This window comes from Burkholderia sp. A9, from assembly GCF_000801975.1.
The window spans coordinates 16,965-34,771 of the sequence record NZ_JSZN01000038.1; the positions used below are offsets into that span (position 1 = coordinate 16,965).

Genomic DNA, 17,807 nt, shown 5'->3' on the forward strand with positions numbered 1-17,807 from the left:
CATGCCGTGCCACGTTTCGAACGACGATCCTGTTTCACCGTATCGCACGCAGCCTCGTGCCGTGCAGGCGCTCGCTCGCGTGCGAACGTGCGGCGTTGCGTCGAACGTGTCGTTCTCCTTGTCATTTCCAACCGGATCACCCAGCCATGAAAGCTATTTCCGTCGCTCGCGGCGCCTTCGTCGCACTCGGCTTCGTCGTCGTACAGGCCGCTCACGCACACGCGCATCCGAAAACCCTGGAACCGGCCGCCGACGCCACGCTGTCGAGCGCGCCGCACGCGGTCACGATCGACTTCAGCGAAACGCTCGAACCCGCATTCAGTACGATCGCCGTCACCGACAGCCACGGCCAGTCGGTCGCCGACGGGAAATCCGCCGTCGATGCCGGCAACCGGAAGCGGATGCATGTCGCACTGGCCAACCTCGCGGCCGGCACGTACACGGTCGCGTGGATCGCGGTGGCGAGCGACGGGCATCGCACGCAGGGCCACTACACGTTCACGCTGAAGTAACGCACCCGATGCCCGCGCGGCAACCTTCGCTACCCGATCAGGACCACACTCAATGAAACGCTCGATTCCGACCAACCTGCTGTTTGCGCTGCTGGCGCTGCAGGCGCCCGCCACGTTCGCCGCACCGACCGTGCAGGCCGAAGCATGCTGGATCCGCACGATGCCGGCGACGGTGCCGTCGTCCGGCTACTTCACGCTGAAGAACGACGGCGACAAGCCCGTCACGCTCACGGGCGTCGATACGCCCGCGTACGGGATGGCGATGATGCACGAGACGCAGACGGCCGGCAGCACCGCGAAGATGGTTCACGTCGAAGCGGTCGACGTGCCCGCGCACGGCACGGTAACGTTCAGGCCGAAGAGCTATCACGTCATGCTGGAGGAACCGCGCAAGCCCGTCGCGCCCGGCGCGAAGATTCCGTTCCGGCTGCATTTCGCCGACGGCTCGGCGATCTCCGTGACCTGCGACGCGAAGGCGCCGTCGTACACCGGCCAGTAATGCTGCATGCGCAACGACCGAGGGAGACGAACATGAGGAAAGAACGCCTGCCGCTGGCCAACCTGATCGTCCGCTACCGGACGCCGCTGAACCTCGCCGTGTTGATCGTCTGCGGGTTATGGGCGGCGTGGATCGCCTGGATGACGCGGCCTGCCGCGATCGATGCGCCGTCGTCGATCGCCGCGTACTGCGTGCGCGACGCGCGCTGACGCCGTGCGTCGGGGTGAGCCGCGCCGTCGTGGCATCATGCACGGATTCACCCCGATCACCGAACCCGCCTCCCGGAGCGCCGCATGTCCATTCAGACCTGGATGCTGTTTGCCGCAGCCTATCTCGCGACGACGCTGTCGCCGGGCCCCAACGTGCTGCTCGTCATCCGCAACACGGTGCGCTACGGTTCGCGCGGCACCGCCGCGACGATCGCGGGCAACCTCGTCGCGCAGGGCGTGGTGGTCATGCTCGTCGCGCTCGGCGTCGGCGCGCTGCTGGCCGCGATGCCGCCGCTGTTCATCGCGATGAAGGTCGTCGGCGCCGCGTATCTGATCTTTCTGGGTATCCGGCAACTGCGCGGCGACCGCAACGGCCCCGCGCCGGACCGCCAGGCGGCGAGCGCCGAGCCCGACCGCGGCAAGCTGTTCCGCGAAGCGCTGTTCGTCTCGGGCAGCAATCCGAAGACGATGATCTTCCTGTCGGCGTTCATGCCGCAGTTCATCACGCACGATCGCCCGCTCGCGATGCAGTTCGTCGCGATGTACGCGACGATCGCATGCACCGTCGTCGTGGTTCACAGCGTCTATTCGTTCGGCGTGCGCCGGCTGCATCGCGGCTTCGGCGTCAGCCCGTGGGTGCGCGCGGTCAAGCGCGCCAGCGGCCTGCTGTTCGTCGGGCTCGGGATCAAGCTGCTGACTGCGCGGCAGGCGTAAACGCAAGCGTCGGCACGGCGACTACCGGCGCGGCGACGCGGCCGGACCCGTCAGTCCCTCGCTGCGGCCAGCGTGGCGGCGATTTCGTCGAAAGACGGGCGCGCGTCGCTCTCCTCGTTCAGACACGCGGCGACCAGCGCGGCGAGTGCGCGCGAACCTTCCCACGCACGCGGCTCGCATCGCTCCAGCAACTCGCCGAGCAGATAGCCGAACGCCCTGACCTCCAACCGTTCGAGCCGTGCGGCGAGCCTGCGGTCGTTCACGTCGTAGACCGACGCCGCGCCGAAATCGCCGAGCAGCGCGCCGCCCGCGCCGTCGTGCAGGATGTTGTGCGCGTACAGGTCGCCATGCATGATGCCGCGCGCGTGCAGATGCGCTGCGACCGACGCGATGCCGTGCGCGATCCGCGCGGCGGCCTGCGGTTCGAATTGCGCATCGGCCGCATACACATCGCGCGTGCAGGACGCGAAGCTCGGCGGCCCGGCGAGGTTCGTCAGCGACGGATCGACCAGTTCCATCACGAGGCCGTGCGTGCCGTCCGGATGACCGCGCACCTTGCCGATCACCGGAATCATGTTCGGGTGGCGACCCGCGTGCAGGCACGCGGCCATCTCGCAGTCGGGCAGGCCGTCGCTCGTCACCGCGCCCTTGAACAGCTTGACCGCGACTGCTCGCGGCGCCTGGCCGTCTGCGCGCCACTGCGCACGGTAGATGACGCCCGATGCGCCTTCGCCGAGCTTCTGCTCGCAGGTGAGCGACGTCCAGTCGATGTCCGTGACGCCCGGCTCGGCCGAAGCCGCGGCCTCCGGCGAGGCGCCGAGCGGATTGCCGGCGGAGGCGAGCCACGCGAGGCGCGGCAGGCGCAACAGCCAGTCCGGCAGCGCGTCGAGCCGGTTCGCCGACAGCCGCACCAGTTCGAGCGCACGGCATGCGGCCATCTCGGGCGGCAGCGCGCGCAGCCGGTTGCCCGCGAGCATCAGCTTCTGCAAGCGCGCACAGTCGCCGATCCCGGCCGGCAGCGCATCGATTTCGTTGTCGGTCAGGATCAGCCAGCGAAGCGCGCGCGGTAGCGAACGGTGCGGCACGGTGCGGATCCGGTTCGCCTTGAAGCCGATCATGTCGAGCTGCGCACACGTGCCGAGCACGTCGGGGAATTCGGTGAAGCGATTGCCGGACGCGAACAGGATGCGCAGACGGTGCAGCCGGGGCAGATCGTCAGGCAGCGCGGACAGCGCATTGCCGGACAGGTCGAGCACTTCGAGCGTGTCCGCCAGATCGAAGATCTCGCGCGGAAATTCGGTCAGCCCGCACGCGAGCTTGAGTTGCCGGGCGCCCGACAGCTGGCCGGCCTGCAGTTGTTCGAGGGTGGTCGTCACGGGGAGAAAACGGGTTGCGGTTGCGAGGGTCGACGGATCGATCCGACGAATTTTACCGGGATCGCTTTCGCCTCCCCCGAAACCGTGTCACATCCCCTTCACAAACGCGCAATGTGACGTTAGAATTGCGCCCCTGCAGTGCCGACGTGGTGAAATTGGTAGACACGCTATCTTGAGGGGGTAGTGGCGAAAGCTGTGCGAGTTCGAGTCTCGCCGTCGGCACCAGACGCGGTTTTTACCGTGTTCGGGCATGTGCAAAAAACCGCGACAGCGCAACGCTTCGCGGTTTTTTTGTTTCCACTCACACTTGTGGGGCGTGAAGCGCACCGCGCTCGACGCCACCACGAGCGCCGCGAAGTGGCACGTCCAGACCGTGCATCACGACTTCTGGGACTACCACGTGCCGATGCAGCCGACGCTGATCGACTTCCCGACGGAAGACGGCAAGCGCGTGCCGGCGCTGATCGTCGACACCAGGATTGGCCAGTTGTTCGAGGCGACTACGTGGTTGCTTACGCATTGCCCGACAACAAGTAAGCGCAGAATTCGACTGGATTGCGCGCGGCGTGGCACGGCGAGGGTTGCTGCTCCACACCGCATTCGACGCGGCGCCCCCCCTGCTGAGGCTGCATGCCACCGTTACCCATGAGTCAGTCCGTTCCCGCTTCCAGCGCCCCACGCCACGACGCCGCGTCAGGGCACGGCCGATCGCGCCTGCCGGCGGCCGGCAGGCGTTTCGCACTTCGCATCGGTGTCGCCGCAACGGCCGTTGCCGCGCACGCGTCTGCGGTCCACGCGCAAAGCAGCGTGACGCTGTACGGTGCGCTCGACACGAGCATCGAGATCACGAATCCCGGCTCGGGTTACGTCGCCCGGATGGATTCCGGTGCGTATCGCGGCTCGCGCATCGGCGTGCACGGCGTCGAGGATATCGGCAACGGCGTGAAGATCCTGTTCGATCTCGAAAACGGTTTCGGCTCGGCGGACGGCACCCTGGCCGTCGCAAACACGTTGTTCAACCGTCAGGCATGGATCGGCGTGAGTTCACGCTACGGCACGGTGCGGGTCGGCCGCCAGTATTCGCCGATCTACATCCCGTTCAAGGGGCAGCTCGATGCGTTCGGTGCCGGCACGATCGCGTCGGGCCTGGACAACCTGTCGAAAATCACGCCGTACGAAAGCAACGCGATCACGTACCTTTCGCCGGAGGTACACGGCTTTTCGACCACGATCATGGCGTCGTTGCGCGATGCAAGCGACGGCGACGGCAACGGACTGGCCGGCCACATCGAAACGTTCTCATGGCATGACGGCCCGCTACGCGTTTCGTACGCTCACCAGCAAACCCACGGCAGCGGCGCACTGCGCGCCAACCTCGGCGGCGTGTCCTATGCATTCGGTCCGGTGACCGGCTTCCTGTCGTATTTCAATGGCGATGGCGGGACGCCCCGATACCACAACGATGGCGTGTCGGCTTCCGCGCGCTATGCCGTAAGCGCGCGTTTCCGCGCGTCGCTGGGTTACACCTGGCTGCGTGACCGATCGGGCGGCGACAACAACGCCGATCAGTTCAGCGCCGCGTGTGAATACGATGTGTCGAAGCGGGTTCTGCTCTATGCGAGTGCCGGCTGGCTTCGTAACCGTAGCCATGCGGCTTTCACGCTGAAAGGCGTGAACGTAACCGGCCTCCCGCCTTCGTGGCCGGGTGCGGCCGTGAGAGGGTTCCAGCTGGGGATGATCGATCGTTTCTAGAAAACGGCGCTCAGGGAGCAAACGGTCCAGTGAAGGCCCGCTTCCCCCTGCTCCGTCGGGTTGGGTTGTCACGATCTATCGCACCGTTCTGCATGTGCGATCGGAAACAACACCGGCCCCGTATCAAAGTCGGCCAAGCTCGCCCGAGTAGCCTCCGTTGCCGCGATGCGCGACACCGTGCGCCGAGCGAATGGCCGACCGGCCAGTCGATTTTGCAGACGTCCGCAAATTATTGCGCAACGCTCACAAAGGCCGCCTGGCCGGCGCCGCCGTTCGTCACGACGCGTTGACTGCGTCCTTGAACGCCTTGCCGGCGCTGAACTTCACCGTTTTCGCCGCCGCGATCGCAATCTCCTCGCCAGTTGCCGGGTTTCTGCCGGTCCGCGCGGCGCGTTCCCCTTGCGAGAACGAGCCAAAACCGACGAGCTGCACGCTATCGCCCGTACTGACCGCTTGCGCGATGACGTCCAGCACGGCCTGGATGGCTTCGCCAGTCGCGGTCTTGCTAAGACCGGTATCGGCAGCGACAGCGTCGATGAGTTCCTGTTTGTTCATGAGTCGACCTCTTTCAGTGATTCGAGCCCACACCCTACAGCATTGAGGGACACCCGGGCAAATCCTGGCCTCACTTGCGATGCACCGCCGCGACGCTCCATTCGCCGTCGGTCGACGCCGACCCGATTCATGCACCTCCATCGCGCGTCCGTACGCCGTCATGAAAACGTTGCCACGCCCGCGTCATTTCACCCGGTTCCGGACTGCCGGCCCAGGCCCGGCACCGCTTTCCGAATCGATTCCGGCGCGGTGGCGGGCCCGAGTACGGCCGCCATTGATCCGGCCCTTCGCGCTGTCAGGCGCGGGCGCCGACTTCCGCTTCTTCAGCCGTCCAGCCCGCGACACGCTCGCTGAGCGTCAATCCGAGCCCCGGACGCGTCGGCACGATCATCCTGCCGTCGCGGGTCTCGAGCCGTTCATTGAACAGCGGTTCGAGCCATTCGAAATGCTCGACCCACGGCTCGCGCGCATAGCACGCGGCAAGATGCACGTGCAGCTCCATCGCGAAGTGCGGGGCCAGCATCAGTCCCGCGTGATCGGCGAGCGTCGCGACTTTCAGGAATGGCGTGATGCCGCCGACGCGCGGCGCGTCCGGCATCAGGTAGTCGGCCGCACGCAGGCGAATGAATTCCCAATGCTCGGACACGCTGGTCAGCATCTCGCCGGTCGCGATCGGCGTATCGAATTGCGCGGCGAGCGCCGCATGGCCTTCGGCGTCGTAGCAGTCGAGCGGCTCCTCGATCCAGACCAGGTTGAACTGCTCGAACGTGCGGCACATGCGCTGCGCAGTGGGCCGGTCCCACTGTTGATTCGCGTCGACCATCAGCGGGAACGCGTCGCCCAGATGCTTGCGCACGGTTTGCACGCGATGGATGTCCAGCGCGCAATCCGGCTGGCCGACCTTGAGCTTGATGCCGCCGATGCCCTTCTCGCGCGACGCGTCGGTATTGGTCAGTAACTGATCGAGCGGCGTATGCAGGAAACCGCCGGACGTGTTGTAGCAACGCACCGAATCGCGGTGTGCGCCGAGCAGTTTGGCCAGCGACAGGTTCGCACGCTTCGCTTTCAGGTCCCACAGCGCGACGTCGAAAGCACCGATCGCCTGGGCCGCCATGCCGCTGCGGCCGACCGACGCGCCGGCCCACGCAAGCTTGTCCCACAGGCGCGCGATGTCGCTCGGGTCCTCGCCGAGCAGCGTCGGCGCGATCTCCTTCGCGTGGGCGAACTGGCCGGGGCCGCCCGCCCGCTTCGAGTAGCTGAAGCCGAGGCCGCGATGACCGTCGGCCGTTTCGATCTCGACGAACAGGATCGCGATTTCCGTCATCGGCTTCTGCCGTCCGGTCAGCACTTTTGCATCGCTGATGGGATTGGCCAGCGGAAGAAACGTCGACGCGACGCGCACCCATTTGATCCGGTCGTTCGACGCGCCGGAGACGAGGGAAGACGAGGTATTCATGAAGAGGACCTTTGGCGAGAGAAATTCGATACGTGGGTTCGTTCAGCTGCTGCGCGTCGGCTTCAGCGAGACTGACGCGGCGCCGCCTGCGGTGGCCGCATCGGACGCAGGGTCCTCGATCCGCTCGAGCTTGCCGACGATGAAGAGATACGCGAACGCGCCCAGCAGGGAGAGCGCCGCGACATACGTGAGCGCGACTTCGAACGTGCCGGTGCGCTTGATCATCCAGCCGATCGCAAGCGGCGTGACGATGCTCGCGAGGTTGCCGCAGAAGTTGAAGATGCCGCCGCTGATGCCCATCGCTTGCTTCGGCGACACATCGCCGACGATGCACCACCCCAGATTGCCGACGCCTTTCGCGAAGAACGCGATGGACATCACCAGAATGACGATCGTGGTCGAGTGAACGTAGTTCGCGGCCACGATCGTGCTGGACAACACGAGGCCACTGATGATCGGCGTCTTGCGCGCGGCGGTGAGGCTGAAGCCGCGCTTGAGCATCCAGTCCGACCACAATCCGCCGATCAGGCCGCCGATGCACCCCGCGATGGCAGGCACCGACGCGACGAGCCCGACCTTGAGGATCGACATCCCCTTCGCTTCGATCAGGTAGGTCGGAAACCAGGTGAGGAAGAACCACGTGATCGACGTGAGGCAGAACTGGCCGATATAGATGCCGATCATCATGCGGTTGGCCGCAATCGCGCCGGCCTCGCGCCATTTGAACGGCCGCGGGCTGTCGCCCATCGTCGGCAGCCCGCCGCCGGATGCAATGTACTCGAGTTCCGCCGCATTCACGCGATGGTCGCGCTGCGGCTCCCGTACCGACTTCAGCCACCAGAGCCCGATCAGCACGCCGACAGCACCCGTCGTGAAGAACACGTAGTGCCAGCCCCAGCGGCTGACCGTATAGGTCATCACCGGCGTGAACACGGCGAGTGCGAAGTACTGCGCCAGCTGGAAGATCGACGTGGCGAGCCCCCGCTCCGCATTCGGAAACCACATCACCGTGAGCCGGCTGTTGCACGGAAACGCCGGCGACTCGGCAACCCCCATCAGGAAACGCAGCGCAAACAATGCGGCGAATGCGGACGCGAACAGATGCACGTAGCCCTGCACGAACGTGAGCGCCGACCAGACGATCAGGCTCACGCCAAGCACGAGTCGTGCGCCGAACCGGTCGAGGATCAGCCCGCCCGGAATCTGCAGTGCGGTGTACGCCCAGCCGAACGCCGAGAACGCGATCCCCATCGTGAGCGCGTCGAAACCCAGCTCGTGACGCATGCTGGGCGCCGCAATGGACAAGGTCGCCCGGTCGACGTAGTTGAACACCGTGACGATGAAGATCATCGCGAGGATGAACCATCGGACATTCGTTCGCCTGCCGGCGCGCTGGTCGGTTGCCACTGTCGTCTCCTTGATGTTCGTTGCATCTCGTGTCGGTGAACAGGATCATACAATGATTGCGCAATCATTCAAGATCGATATGATTGCGCAATCATCATCGTTTACACTGACGCTGCGGATCACGAGTTCCGGCCCCGTCGCCCGGCGACGACCGGCTTCATGCTCTAATGCCGATCTGGTGCCGGGCCCGCCCCGCCGCACCGGACGACATGGGAACAGACCAACGCAGGACGCATGGAGATGGCAAGAAAGAACGAAAGCCGGTCGGCCGCCGCCGCGGACCTGGGCGGCAGCGTGACGCTGATCGACGTGGCGCGAGTGGCGGGCGTCGCGCCGATGACCGTCTCGCGTGCGCTCAATCGTCCGGAACTGGTTCGCAGCGACACGCAGAAGAAGGTACTCGACGCCGTTCGCGCGACCGGTTACGTGCCGAACCTGCTCGCCGGCGGCCTCGCCAGCAATCGCAGCCGGCTCGTGGCCATCCTGCTGCCGACCATCGCGAACTCGATCTTCGCCGACACGGTCCAGGCCATCATGGACGGCCTCGCCACCTCGGGATACCAGACGTTGCTCGGCCTGACGGCCTATTCCAGCGCACGCGAAGAGGCGCTGGTCGAAGCGATTCTCGGACGCCGGCCGGACGGCATCGTGCTGGCCGGCACGAGCCACACGAAGGCGACGATCAAGCGGCTGTCGAAAGCGCACATTCCGGTCGTCGAAATCTGGGACCTGACCAATAAGCCGATCGACATGATGATCGGGTTCTCGCACGAACAGGTCGGCAGCGACGTGGCGCGCCATCTGGTCGGCAAGGGATACAAGCGCTTCGGCATCGTGTCGGTCGACGATCCACGCGGCTTGCGCCGGTGCGAAAGCCTGAAGCTCGAGCTGGCCCGGCAAGGCATCGCGCCGCCTGCGTGCGAAATCCTGCCGGCGCCGGCAACCTTGCAGGCCGGCCGCGAGGGCCTCCGCCGGATGCTGGCGGCGGCAGCGCCGGAGGTGGTCGTCTGCAGTTCGGATACGCTCGCGCAAGGCGTGCTGGCGGAAGCGGCCAGCCGACGGCTCGACGTGCCGCGCGACATGGCCGTGATGGGTTTCGGCGATCTGTCGACCGCCGCGCACGTCTATCCGTCGTTGTCGACGGTTCGCATCGACGGCACGACGATCGGCATGAAGACGGCCGAGGCGTTGCTGGCGCGCTTTGCCGAGGATTCGAAACCTGATGCGCCGAAGAGCAAGGTGAGCATCGATACGGGATTTACGATCATCGATCGGGACAGCGCCTGATACGTTCGGATTCCTGCGCGTTGTGCGGCCATTGCCGCTGCAACCGATGGAGGACATGCACCCGATTCGCCGCGCGGTATTTGAGCCGCGCATGCCAGCTGCCACAGCGTCGCACCACTCTGTCGAGGTTATGCAATGAAAGCCGGAATCAGCGTGCTGACCCTCGGCGTCGACGATCTCGACGCCGCCGTAACGTTCTATCGCGACGGGCTGGGTTTGCCGACGCAAGGCATCGTCGGCACCGAGTTCGAGCACGGCGCGGTCGCCTTTTTCGACCTCCAGAACGGACTCAAGCTCGCGGTGTTCGAGCGCGGCAATCTCGCGCATGACGCCGGACTGCCGATGACGGCGCGCAGCGCGACCGAGTTCTCGATCGGGCACAACGTCGCGAGCGAGCGCGAAGTCGATGACGTGATGCGGCAAGCGCTTGCTGCCGGCGCCCGAATGGTGAAACCGGCCGGAAAGACCTTCTGGGGTGGCTACTCAGGATACTTCCAGGACCCGGACGGGCATCTCTGGGAGATTGTCTTCAATCCCGAGTTGATGCCGGGAGATTGAGGGCGGCTGCCGTCGGTGGACGAACGTAGCGTGGTCCGGCACGACGACGTCTCCTCAAAGCACCGGCAACACCGCACGAATATGGTCCGCAAACGCCGCCGTCAAATGCGACGGCCGCTTCCGGTCGAACCTCAGCGTAATGCCCACCGCCGGCAACGGCGGCAGCCCGCGATCGGCGGCGAGGATCGCCAGATCGGCAGGCACCGCCGTTTGCGTCATCACCGCGAATGCCTGTCCTGAACGCACCAGCGCGGTCAGCCCCGCGAGGCTGCTGCTCGCATACGCGACGCGATAATCGCGCCCGGCGCGCTGCAACGCATCGCAGGCCGCGATGTGATCGAGCGTATCGGGATCGGAAAGCGCGAGCGGCAACGGATTGAACTGCGCGGCATCCTGCCCCGGATAACCGATCCATACCAGCTGCTCGCGGCGGATGAAATCGTCGTTCGAACCATCGTCCGGCAACGAGATCATCGCCAGATCGACGGCCCGCTTGTCGAGCTGTTCGAGCAACCGCGGCGTCGGCCCGCACACGACCTCGACGATCGCCTGCGGATGCTGGCTCGAGAACCGCCGCAGCAGCGACGGCAGGAACACGGCCGCGTAATCGTCCGGGCAGCCGAACCGGATGGTGCCCGACAGGCCCGTGCCGCACAGGTCGGCCAGCGCCTCGTCGTGCTGCCGCAGGATGCGCTGCGCATGCGCCAGAAGGCGCTCGCCGGGATGCGTCAGCACCACGCCGCGGCCGGTGCGCTGGAACAGCGGCTGATCGACGCTTTCCTCGAGCCGCCGCATCTGCTGGCTGAGCGCGGACTGCGTGCGGCCGACCCGCGCCGCCGCGCGACTGAGCGAGCGCACCTCGGCGATGACGACGAACGAGCGCAGCAGGTCGATTTCGAGCGAACGTCCCAAGGTATTAGCTCCTTTTCTACCTTGCATAAGAATTATTCGTTTCCATAAAACCAGACCGGCGCCTAGACTGCAAGCGATCCTTGGCCCTTGTCCGGAGAAGCCCGATGTCCCTGAACGACGACGCCACCTTCTGGCACAACGCCAGGCAGCACCTGATCCGCTACGGCGGCACGTTCGAGCCGATGATCATCGAGCGCGCGCAAGGCAGCTTCGTCTACGACGCCGACGGCCGCGCGATCCTCGATTTCACGTCGGGACAGATGAGCGCGGTGCTCGGGCACAGCCATCCGGAGATCGTCGCCGTCATCAGCGAATACGCGGGCAAGCTCGATCACCTGTTCAGCGGGATGCTGTCGCGTCCGGTCGTCGATCTCGCCACGCGCCTCGCCGACATCACGCCGCCGGGGCTCGATCGCGCGTTGCTGCTGAGCACCGGCGCCGAATCGAATGAAGCCGCGATCCGGATGGCGAAGCTCGTCACCGGCAAGTACGAGATCGTCGGCTTCGCGCAGTCGTGGCACGGGATGACAGGCGCGGCGGCCTCTGCCACGTACAGCGCCGGCCGCAAGGGCGTCGGCCCGGCCGCCGTCGGCTCGTTCGCGATTCCGGCGCCGTTCACGTACCGGCCGCGCTTCGAACGCAACGGCACCTACGACACGCTCGCCGAACTCGACTACGCGTTCGACCTGATCGATCGCCAGTCGAGCGGCAACCTCGCCGCGTTCATCGCGGAGCCGATCCTCAGTTCGGGCGGCATCATCGAACTGCCGGAAGGCTACATGGCGGCACTCAAGCGCAAGTGCGAGGAACGCGGGATGCTGCTGATCCTCGACGAAGCGCAAACCGGCGTCGGGCGCACCGGCACGATGTTCGCGTGCCAGCACGACGGCGTGACGCCCGACATCCTCACGCTGTCGAAGACGCTCGGCGCCGGGCTGCCGCTCGCGGCCGTCGTCACGTCCGCGCAGATCGAGGAACGCGCGCACGAGCTCGGCTACCTGTTCTATACGACACACGTATCGGACCCGCTGCCGGCCGCGGTCGGCCTGCGCGTGCTCGACGTGGTGCAGCGCGAAGGGCTCGTCGCACGCGCGACCGTGATGGGCGACCGCCTCCGGCGCGGCCTGCTCGACCTGATGGAACGCTACGACTGCATCGGCGACGTGCGCGGACGCGGGTTGCTGCTCGGCGTCGAGATCGTCAAGGATCGGCGCACGAAAGAACCGGCGGACGGCCTCGGCGCGAAGATCACGCGCGAGTGTATGAATCTCGGGCTCAGCATGAACATCGTGCAGTTGCCCGGCATGGGCGGCGTGTTCCGGATCGCGCCGCCGCTGACCGTCACCGAAGCGGAAATCGATCTCGGGCTGTCGTTGCTCGAGCAGGCGATCCGGCGCGCGCTGTAACGGAACGCCAGGCGCAACGGCGCCCGCAAACAGCGCGCGGCAAGATTCGGGCACGAGCAAGCGTGCCGCACCGCGCGCGTCGGAACCTAGTCACGCCGCCCGGCCCGGAACACGCTGCACAATTCGTCATGATTGTGTACGTTGAGCCGGCGATAGATCTTGCGAACATGATCGACGACCGTGCTGTCGCGCAGCGCGAAGTCACGCGCAATTTCGCTGTGCGAACGGCCCAGCACGAGCTGCACACAGAGTTCGCGTTGTCGCTCGGTCAGGCCGAACGCAAAACCGAGTCGCTCGACCGTCAGCCTGAGTGGCGGAAAGTGTTCGATATGGATCACGATCGCGGCATCGCGTTGCAACGCGGCCGCGTCGGTACATCGATAGGCCTTGAAGCGGAAACGCCCCGCGTGGTTGCGACGCTCGAGCGTCGCAGGTGGCGCCGGGTAGCCGAGCCAGATCCGGTTGATGTTCGACCGCAACGGTGCGAGCCAGTCCGGCAAGCGTTCGTGACGGTAGAACGCGAGCGGCTCGCCGGTCGCGAGCGACAGCATCCGGATGCTGTCTGCGTTGTACAGCAGCAGCCGGCCATCGTCGTCGACCACCATGATCGCGGACTCGCTGAATTCCGATTCGTGCAGTGTTGGCTGCACGGGCCGCGACAGCGCATGGGCAAGATGCCGTGCCACGGGTTCGATGTCGCGATGGTCCTGTTCCGAGAACGGACGACAGCCTGATGCGCGCGACAGCAGCAGGCTGCCCCAGCCGCGCGTGCCGTCCGTCGCGGTCAGCTCGAGACAGTGGCGCATCGACACCGGCCGCCACAGGTCCGCGTACATCTCGCTCGACAGCAGTGCATCGTCGTAGTGCGCGCTGTTGTCGAAACCGCGTCCGCGGCGCATCGCATCGGAAAACGTGACGCCCAGCACCTCCTGCCGCTCAGTGTTATGGATGTTCGCGAAATACGTCGGCAACAACGAGTAGACCACATCGTTTTCGCTGCACACGTCCGACACGGCATAGTGCTCGTCCGCATAGAAGAACATGCCCCAATCGGCACCGACGATGCGCCGGGTCGCCTCAATCACATGAGGAATGACGAGGTGCGGCTCGACAGCGAGCGAACAGAGCCGACGAATATGACTCGCAAGCGCGACGTGTTTGTCAGACATGAATCCGCTCCTCGAACATGCACCGGCTTCGCTCGCGGGGCGGGGCGAGACGCTCGACATCACACGTTCCGCGATCTCAGTCCAGTGTAGACATTCCACATGACAACGACCGCAATTACCCCCTTTCAAGAGGGCGTCAAAGCGGCATGCGGGTTCTATCATGTCGCCATTCCGGCTGCATTTGCATGACGAACCCGCCGCTGCGTTCGGCATGCGGGATGTGTGCGGCGCGATGCAATTGCGGCGGAATGCCCCGCGATTTGCGATGCGGAATCCGCGTCGGTCGCAGCGTTGTTGTTGCATCGCTAGTTCATGTGAGGTGCCACGATGAAGAGCATGTACAAGGCGGCACTGGCCGTCATCTGTGTGTTGGGTGCGTCGGGTCTCGCCCGGGCGCAGGACGAAGGCGCCGCGGCGACGGCGAGCAAGCCGTCCGACGCGGCGATCAGCGCGACGTCGATGGGCAGCATGCCCAGCGCCGGTTCGCAAGCGGGGGCACCGGCCGGACTCACGCGCGCACAGGTCAAGGAGGAGTACCTGCGTATGCAGAAGTCGGGAGAACTCCGGCGTCTCAACGACTTGTATGGCGGCGGCCAGTAGCACCGAGTGTCCGGCCCGGCCTGGTCGCTCGTGTATCGGGTGGGGAGTAGCGACGGCGCGACCATGCATGGCCGACGAATGGACAGCGAGGAAAGGCGCGCCCGAAGCGCTCGGCGAGCCTGACGAGGATGCGGCCGGGAATCGCTACGGTCGCATGTTCGACCAGCCGATGCTGGTGTTCGCGACCGACCTGGACGGTCTGCAGACCGCGCACCGGCACGCGCTGTCGCGCGAGGTCAGGATCGTGCCGCGCTGCATTTGCGCGACGTGCTGAAGAGCACGTTCAGGATCAGCCAGGGGAAAGAAACCATCAGCAGGTCAAGGCCGAATATCTGCTGATCGAGGCGTTTCGCGTCGTCGATCGACTGCGTGTCGACGTTCGCGACGATTCGTTTGTCCTTCATCGGATTCCGCTGGAGGACGAATGCGATTTGACGAGAAGGAGGTATCCGGAATTCCGTGTGTGAGGCAGGTTAAAACTCAGATTCCGATACTAAAGCGCTCTGGGTAAAGCAGCGCGAACTGGGTCATCGCGCTCTTCCAATCGAGTCGGGAGCCGGTCCACTTGGCAACGACGTTGCGCAGCGCCAGCCAGATCAGTTACAAAATTCCCGTAGACCGCCGGCCCGTTGCAGGCCGGCGGCCTTCTCGATCAACCGCCGAGATACGCCTGCTTGATCCGGTCGTTCGCGAGCAGGTTCACGCCGGTATCAGCGAGCACTACGCGCCCTGTTTCGAGCACGTAGCCGCGATCGGCCACACCCAGCGCCTTGTTCGCGTTCTGCTCGACCAGGAACACCGTGACGCCTTCGTCACGAATCGCCCGGATGATGTCGAAGATCTGCGCGATCACGAGCGGCGCGAGGCCCAGCGTCGGTTCATCGAGCAGCAGCAGGCGCGGCTTGCTCATCAGCGCACGGCCGATCGCCAACATCTGCTGCTCGCCGCCCGACATCGTGCCGGCCCGCTGCGCCGCGCGCTCCTTCAGGCGCGGAAACAGCTTGAACACGTGCTCGATGCCGTCGTCGATTTCATGACGGCTCGCGAAGAACCCGCCCATCTTCAGGTTCTCGAGCACCGTCAGGCTCGGGAACACGCGCCGCCCTTCCGGCGAGATCGCCATCCCCTGCCGCATGATCTGGTGCGTCGACATCGCGGTGATGTCCTTGCCCTCGAACAGCACGCGGCCCGACGACGCGCGCGGCGTGCCGCACACGGTCATCATCAGCGTCGTCTTGCCGGCACCGTTGCTGCCGATCAGCGTGACGATCTCACCCTTGTTCACCTCGATCGACACGCCCGCGAGCGCCTCGACCGCGCCGTAGTGCGTATGGACCTGTTCCAGCTTCAGCATCACTCTTCCCCCAGATACGCCTTGATCACGCGCGGGTCGTTGCGGACCGCTTCCGGCGTGCCGATCACGATCGGCCGGCCGTGCTCCATCACGAGGATGCGGTCGGACACGCCCATCACGAGGCTCATGTCGTGTTCGATCAGCAGCACCGATACGCCGAACTCGTGACGCAGCTTGTCGATCAGGTGCTGCAGCTCGATCTTCTCCTGCGGGTTGAGACCGGCCGCCGGCTCGTCGAGCATCAACAGGCGCGGCTCGGTGATCATGCAGCGCGCGATCTCCAGACGCCGCTGGTGCCCGTACGACAGCGTGCCGGCCTGGCGGTTGGCGACCGACCTCAGCCCCATCCGGTCGAGCCACACCGACGCGCGCTCGAGCGCTTCCTTCTCGGCGCGGCGATACGCGGGCGTCGCGAACAGGCCCGGCAACAGCCCTGCCTTCACCTTGCGATGCTGCGCGACGAGAAGGTTCTCGACGACGGTCAGCGACTTGAACAGGCGGATGTTCTGGAACGTGCGCACCAGGCCCTTCAACGCGATCTGGTGGCTCGGCAGCCCCGCGATCGCGTGGCCGTCGAGCACGACATCGCCGCCGGTCGGCTTGTAGAAGCCGCCGACGCAGTTGAACACCGTGGTCTTGCCCGCGCCGTTCGGCCCGATGATCGCGAACACCTCGTTGCGGCGCACGTCGAAATCGATGCCGTCCACCGCGAGCAACCCGCCGAAGCGCATCTGCAGCCCGGCGACCTTCAACAGTTCTGCATTCGCGCTCATTGCGGCAGCTCCACGTGGGGACGGCTCGCGGGCAGCAGGCCCTGCGGACGCCACATCATCATCAACACCATCACCAGACCGAAGATCAGCATCCGGTATTCGGCGAAGCCGCGCGCGACTTCCGGCAGCACGGTCAGCAGGATCGCCGCGAGAATCACGCCGAGCTGCGAACCCATCCCGCCGAGCACGACGATCGCGAGGATCAGCGCCGATTCGATGAAGGTGAACGATTCCGGATTCACGAGGCCCTGCCGCGCCGCGAAGAACGCGCCGCCGATACCGGCGAACGCCGCGCCGAGCGTGAACGCCGACAGCTTGATGCGGGTCGGGTTCAGGCCCAGCGAACGGCACGCGATCTCGTCGTCGCGCAGCGCTTCCCACGCGCGGCCCATCGGCATGCGGATCAGGCGACTCGTCACGAACAGCGTGAAGCCGACCAGCACCAGCGCAATCAGGTACAGGAAGATCACCATGTGCTCGCCGCTGTATTCCAGCCCGATCAGTTCATGGAAGGTCTTCGCGCCTTCGACGCTCGCCGAGCGCGCCATCTCGAAGCCGAACACCGTCGGCTTCGGAATGCTCGAGATGCCGTCCGGGCCGCCGGTGAGGCTCGTCAGGTTGTTCGCGAGCAGGCGGATGATTTCGCCGAAGCCGAGCGTGACGATCGCGAGATAGTCGCCGCGCAGGCGCAACACCGGGAAGCCGAGCAGGAAGCCGAACGTCGCCGCCGCGATCGCCGCGATCGGCAGGCACTCCCAGAACGACAGCCCGAAGTACTGGTTCAGCATCGCGTACGTATAGCCGCCGACCGCATAGAACCCGACATAGCCGAGATCCAGCAGCCCCGCGAAACCGACCACGATGTTCAGCCCGAGGCCGAGGATCACGTAGATCAGCGCGAGCGTCGCGATGTCCACGGCGCCGCGCGAACCGAAGAACGGCCACACGAACCCGACCGCGAGCATCACCCAGATGACCGCGCGCTGCTGCTGCGCGCCCATCGCAGGCATCGCCGGCAGCTTCACCGCGGATTTCGCGCGCACCAGCCACGGCTTGAACAGCTGGAACAGGAACACGGCCGCGACCGCGATCCACACCGGACGCCAGTGCGGCGTGAGCACGACCTGGTAGCCGTCGAGCTTCAGCTGCAGGCCGAGCACCGGAATCGTGAGGATCGCCGTCAGCAGCGCGGCGGCCGCGGCATTCTTCAGCGCCTGGCCGACCGACGCGTCGGCGGCCGGGCGGCGAACGGAAATGACTTGACTCAT

19 protein-coding genes, 1 tRNA gene and 2 pseudogenes are annotated in these 17,807 nt (G+C 65.7%); 12 read left to right on the forward strand and 10 right to left on the reverse strand.

The window, feature by feature from the left end:
• Positions 1-146 precede the first annotated feature (146 nt).
• The 4 genes from copC to PI86_RS14380 all read left to right on the forward strand — a co-directional run bounded on the left by copC (position 147) and on the right by PI86_RS14380 (position 1,934).
• Positions 147-512 carry a copper homeostasis periplasmic binding protein CopC gene (copC, locus tag PI86_RS14370; RefSeq protein ID WP_039323700.1) on the forward strand — a complete coding sequence of 122 codons (366 nt, stop codon included), beginning with the start codon at positions 147-149 and terminating at the stop codon, positions 510-512.
• 52 nt (positions 513-564) lie between these two features.
• Positions 565-1,011, forward strand: a complete 447-nt coding sequence (locus tag PI86_RS14375) for a copper chaperone PCu(A)C (RefSeq protein WP_014898611.1) — start codon at positions 565-567, stop codon at positions 1,009-1,011.
• 32 nt (positions 1,012-1,043) lie between these two features.
• Complete coding sequence (locus PI86_RS17500) at positions 1,044-1,220, forward strand: hypothetical protein (protein WP_162835541.1); 177 nt, start codon at positions 1,044-1,046, stop codon at positions 1,218-1,220.
• Positions 1,221-1,304: 84 nt separating this feature from the next.
• On the forward strand, positions 1,305-1,934 hold the full coding sequence (locus PI86_RS14380) for a LysE family translocator (protein ID WP_039323702.1): 630 nt from the start codon (positions 1,305-1,307) through the stop codon (positions 1,932-1,934).
• A gap of 50 nt (positions 1,935-1,984) precedes the next feature.
• Here PI86_RS14380 and PI86_RS14385 read toward each other — a convergent pair whose 3' ends face one another.
• Positions 1,985-3,310, reverse strand: a complete 1,326-nt coding sequence (locus PI86_RS14385; protein WP_039323705.1) for a leucine-rich repeat-containing protein kinase family protein — start codon at positions 3,308-3,310, stop codon at positions 1,985-1,987.
• A 140-nt stretch (positions 3,311-3,450) separates the two neighbouring features.
• Between PI86_RS14385 and PI86_RS14390 the strand changes: the two genes are divergently transcribed.
• From PI86_RS14390 to PI86_RS14395, 3 genes are all read left to right on the forward strand, one after another.
• Positions 3,451-3,535 (forward strand) — tRNA-Leu (locus tag PI86_RS14390).
• Positions 3,536-3,626: 91 nt separating this feature from the next.
• On the forward strand, positions 3,627-3,959 hold the full coding sequence (locus PI86_RS17400) for a hypothetical protein (RefSeq protein WP_235362791.1): 333 nt from the start codon (positions 3,627-3,629) through the stop codon (positions 3,957-3,959).
• A complete protein-coding gene (locus tag PI86_RS14395) occupies positions 3,941-5,062 on the forward strand; it encodes a porin (RefSeq protein ID WP_200885204.1) in 1,122 nt (373 codons plus the stop codon). Before PI86_RS17400 ends, PI86_RS14395 begins: the two co-directional genes overlap by 19 nt.
• A 276-nt stretch (positions 5,063-5,338) precedes the next feature.
• Here the strand turns inward: PI86_RS14395 and PI86_RS17970 are convergent, their stop codons facing one another.
• The 3 genes from PI86_RS17970 to PI86_RS14410 form a co-directional block, all read right to left on the reverse strand.
• Positions 5,339-5,779, reverse strand: coding sequence for an HU family DNA-binding protein (locus PI86_RS17970; protein WP_442854577.1), 441 nt, complete (start codon positions 5,777-5,779; stop codon positions 5,339-5,341).
• A 133-nt stretch (positions 5,780-5,912) separates the two neighbouring features.
• The gene (locus PI86_RS14405; RefSeq protein ID WP_039323710.1) at positions 5,913-7,073 is read right to left on the reverse strand and encodes an L-talarate/galactarate dehydratase; all 1,161 of its coding nucleotides are present in this window, start codon (positions 7,071-7,073) and stop codon (positions 5,913-5,915) included.
• A gap of 42 nt (positions 7,074-7,115) precedes the next feature.
• Entirely contained in the window at positions 7,116-8,480 is a 1,365-nt protein-coding gene (locus tag PI86_RS14410) for an MFS transporter (protein WP_014898604.1), read from the reverse strand.
• Between the two features lie 240 nt (positions 8,481-8,720).
• On the opposite strand from PI86_RS14410, the gene PI86_RS14415 reads away from it, so the two are divergent.
• Together PI86_RS14415 and PI86_RS14420 are read left to right on the forward strand one after the other, a co-directional pair.
• Entirely contained in the window at positions 8,721-9,767 is a 1,047-nt protein-coding gene (locus PI86_RS14415; RefSeq protein WP_039323847.1) for a LacI family DNA-binding transcriptional regulator, read from the forward strand.
• A 135-nt stretch (positions 9,768-9,902) separates the two neighbouring features.
• Positions 9,903-10,325: a VOC family protein gene (locus PI86_RS14420; RefSeq protein ID WP_039323714.1), complete on the forward strand. Its 423-nt coding sequence runs from the start codon at positions 9,903-9,905 to the stop codon at positions 10,323-10,325.
• A gap of 54 nt (positions 10,326-10,379) precedes the next feature.
• On the opposite strand, the gene PI86_RS14425 is transcribed toward PI86_RS14420, so the two are convergent.
• Positions 10,380-11,264 carry a LysR family transcriptional regulator gene (locus PI86_RS14425; protein ID WP_052319460.1) on the reverse strand — a complete coding sequence of 295 codons (885 nt, stop codon included), beginning with the start codon at positions 11,262-11,264 and terminating at the stop codon, positions 10,380-10,382.
• Positions 11,265-11,341: 77 nt separating this feature from the next.
• Between PI86_RS14425 and PI86_RS14430 the strand changes: the two genes are divergently transcribed.
• Entirely contained in the window at positions 11,342-12,643 is a 1,302-nt protein-coding gene (locus tag PI86_RS14430) for an aspartate aminotransferase family protein (protein ID WP_039323717.1), read from the forward strand.
• A gap of 86 nt (positions 12,644-12,729) precedes the next feature.
• Here the strand turns inward: PI86_RS14430 and PI86_RS14435 are convergent, their stop codons facing one another.
• Positions 12,730-13,812 carry a helix-turn-helix transcriptional regulator gene (locus PI86_RS14435; RefSeq protein WP_039323720.1) on the reverse strand — a complete coding sequence of 361 codons (1,083 nt, stop codon included), beginning with the start codon at positions 13,810-13,812 and terminating at the stop codon, positions 12,730-12,732.
• 327 nt (positions 13,813-14,139) lie between these two features.
• Between PI86_RS14435 and PI86_RS14440 the strand changes: the two genes are divergently transcribed.
• Positions 14,140-14,412: a hypothetical protein gene (locus PI86_RS14440; RefSeq protein ID WP_014898598.1), complete on the forward strand. Its 273-nt coding sequence runs from the start codon at positions 14,140-14,142 to the stop codon at positions 14,410-14,412.
• Between the two features lie 97 nt (positions 14,413-14,509).
• A pseudogene (locus PI86_RS14445) lies at positions 14,510-14,662 on the forward strand (DUF2000 family protein); the annotation flags it as partial.
• Positions 14,663-14,720: 58 nt separating this feature from the next.
• Here the strand turns inward: PI86_RS14445 and PI86_RS16635 are convergent.
• The 4 genes and pseudogenes from PI86_RS16635 to PI86_RS14460 all read right to left on the reverse strand — a co-directional run.
• Positions 14,721-14,816, reverse strand: a pseudogene (locus PI86_RS16635) (glyoxalase); the annotation flags it as partial.
• A 248-nt stretch (positions 14,817-15,064) separates the two neighbouring features.
• Positions 15,065-15,766 (reverse strand): ABC transporter ATP-binding protein, encoded by a 702-nt coding sequence (locus PI86_RS14450; RefSeq protein WP_039323724.1) that lies wholly within the window; start codon positions 15,764-15,766, stop codon positions 15,065-15,067.
• Positions 15,766-16,539, reverse strand: coding sequence for a high-affinity branched-chain amino acid ABC transporter ATP-binding protein LivG (gene livG / locus PI86_RS14455; protein ID WP_039323731.1), 774 nt, complete (start codon positions 16,537-16,539; stop codon positions 15,766-15,768). Before livG ends, PI86_RS14450 begins: the two co-directional genes overlap by 1 nt.
• Positions 16,536-17,807 (reverse strand): high-affinity branched-chain amino acid ABC transporter permease LivM, encoded by a 1,272-nt coding sequence (locus PI86_RS14460; protein WP_014898593.1) that lies wholly within the window; start codon positions 17,805-17,807, stop codon positions 16,536-16,538. The genes livG and PI86_RS14460 overlap by 4 nt, the downstream gene beginning before the upstream one ends.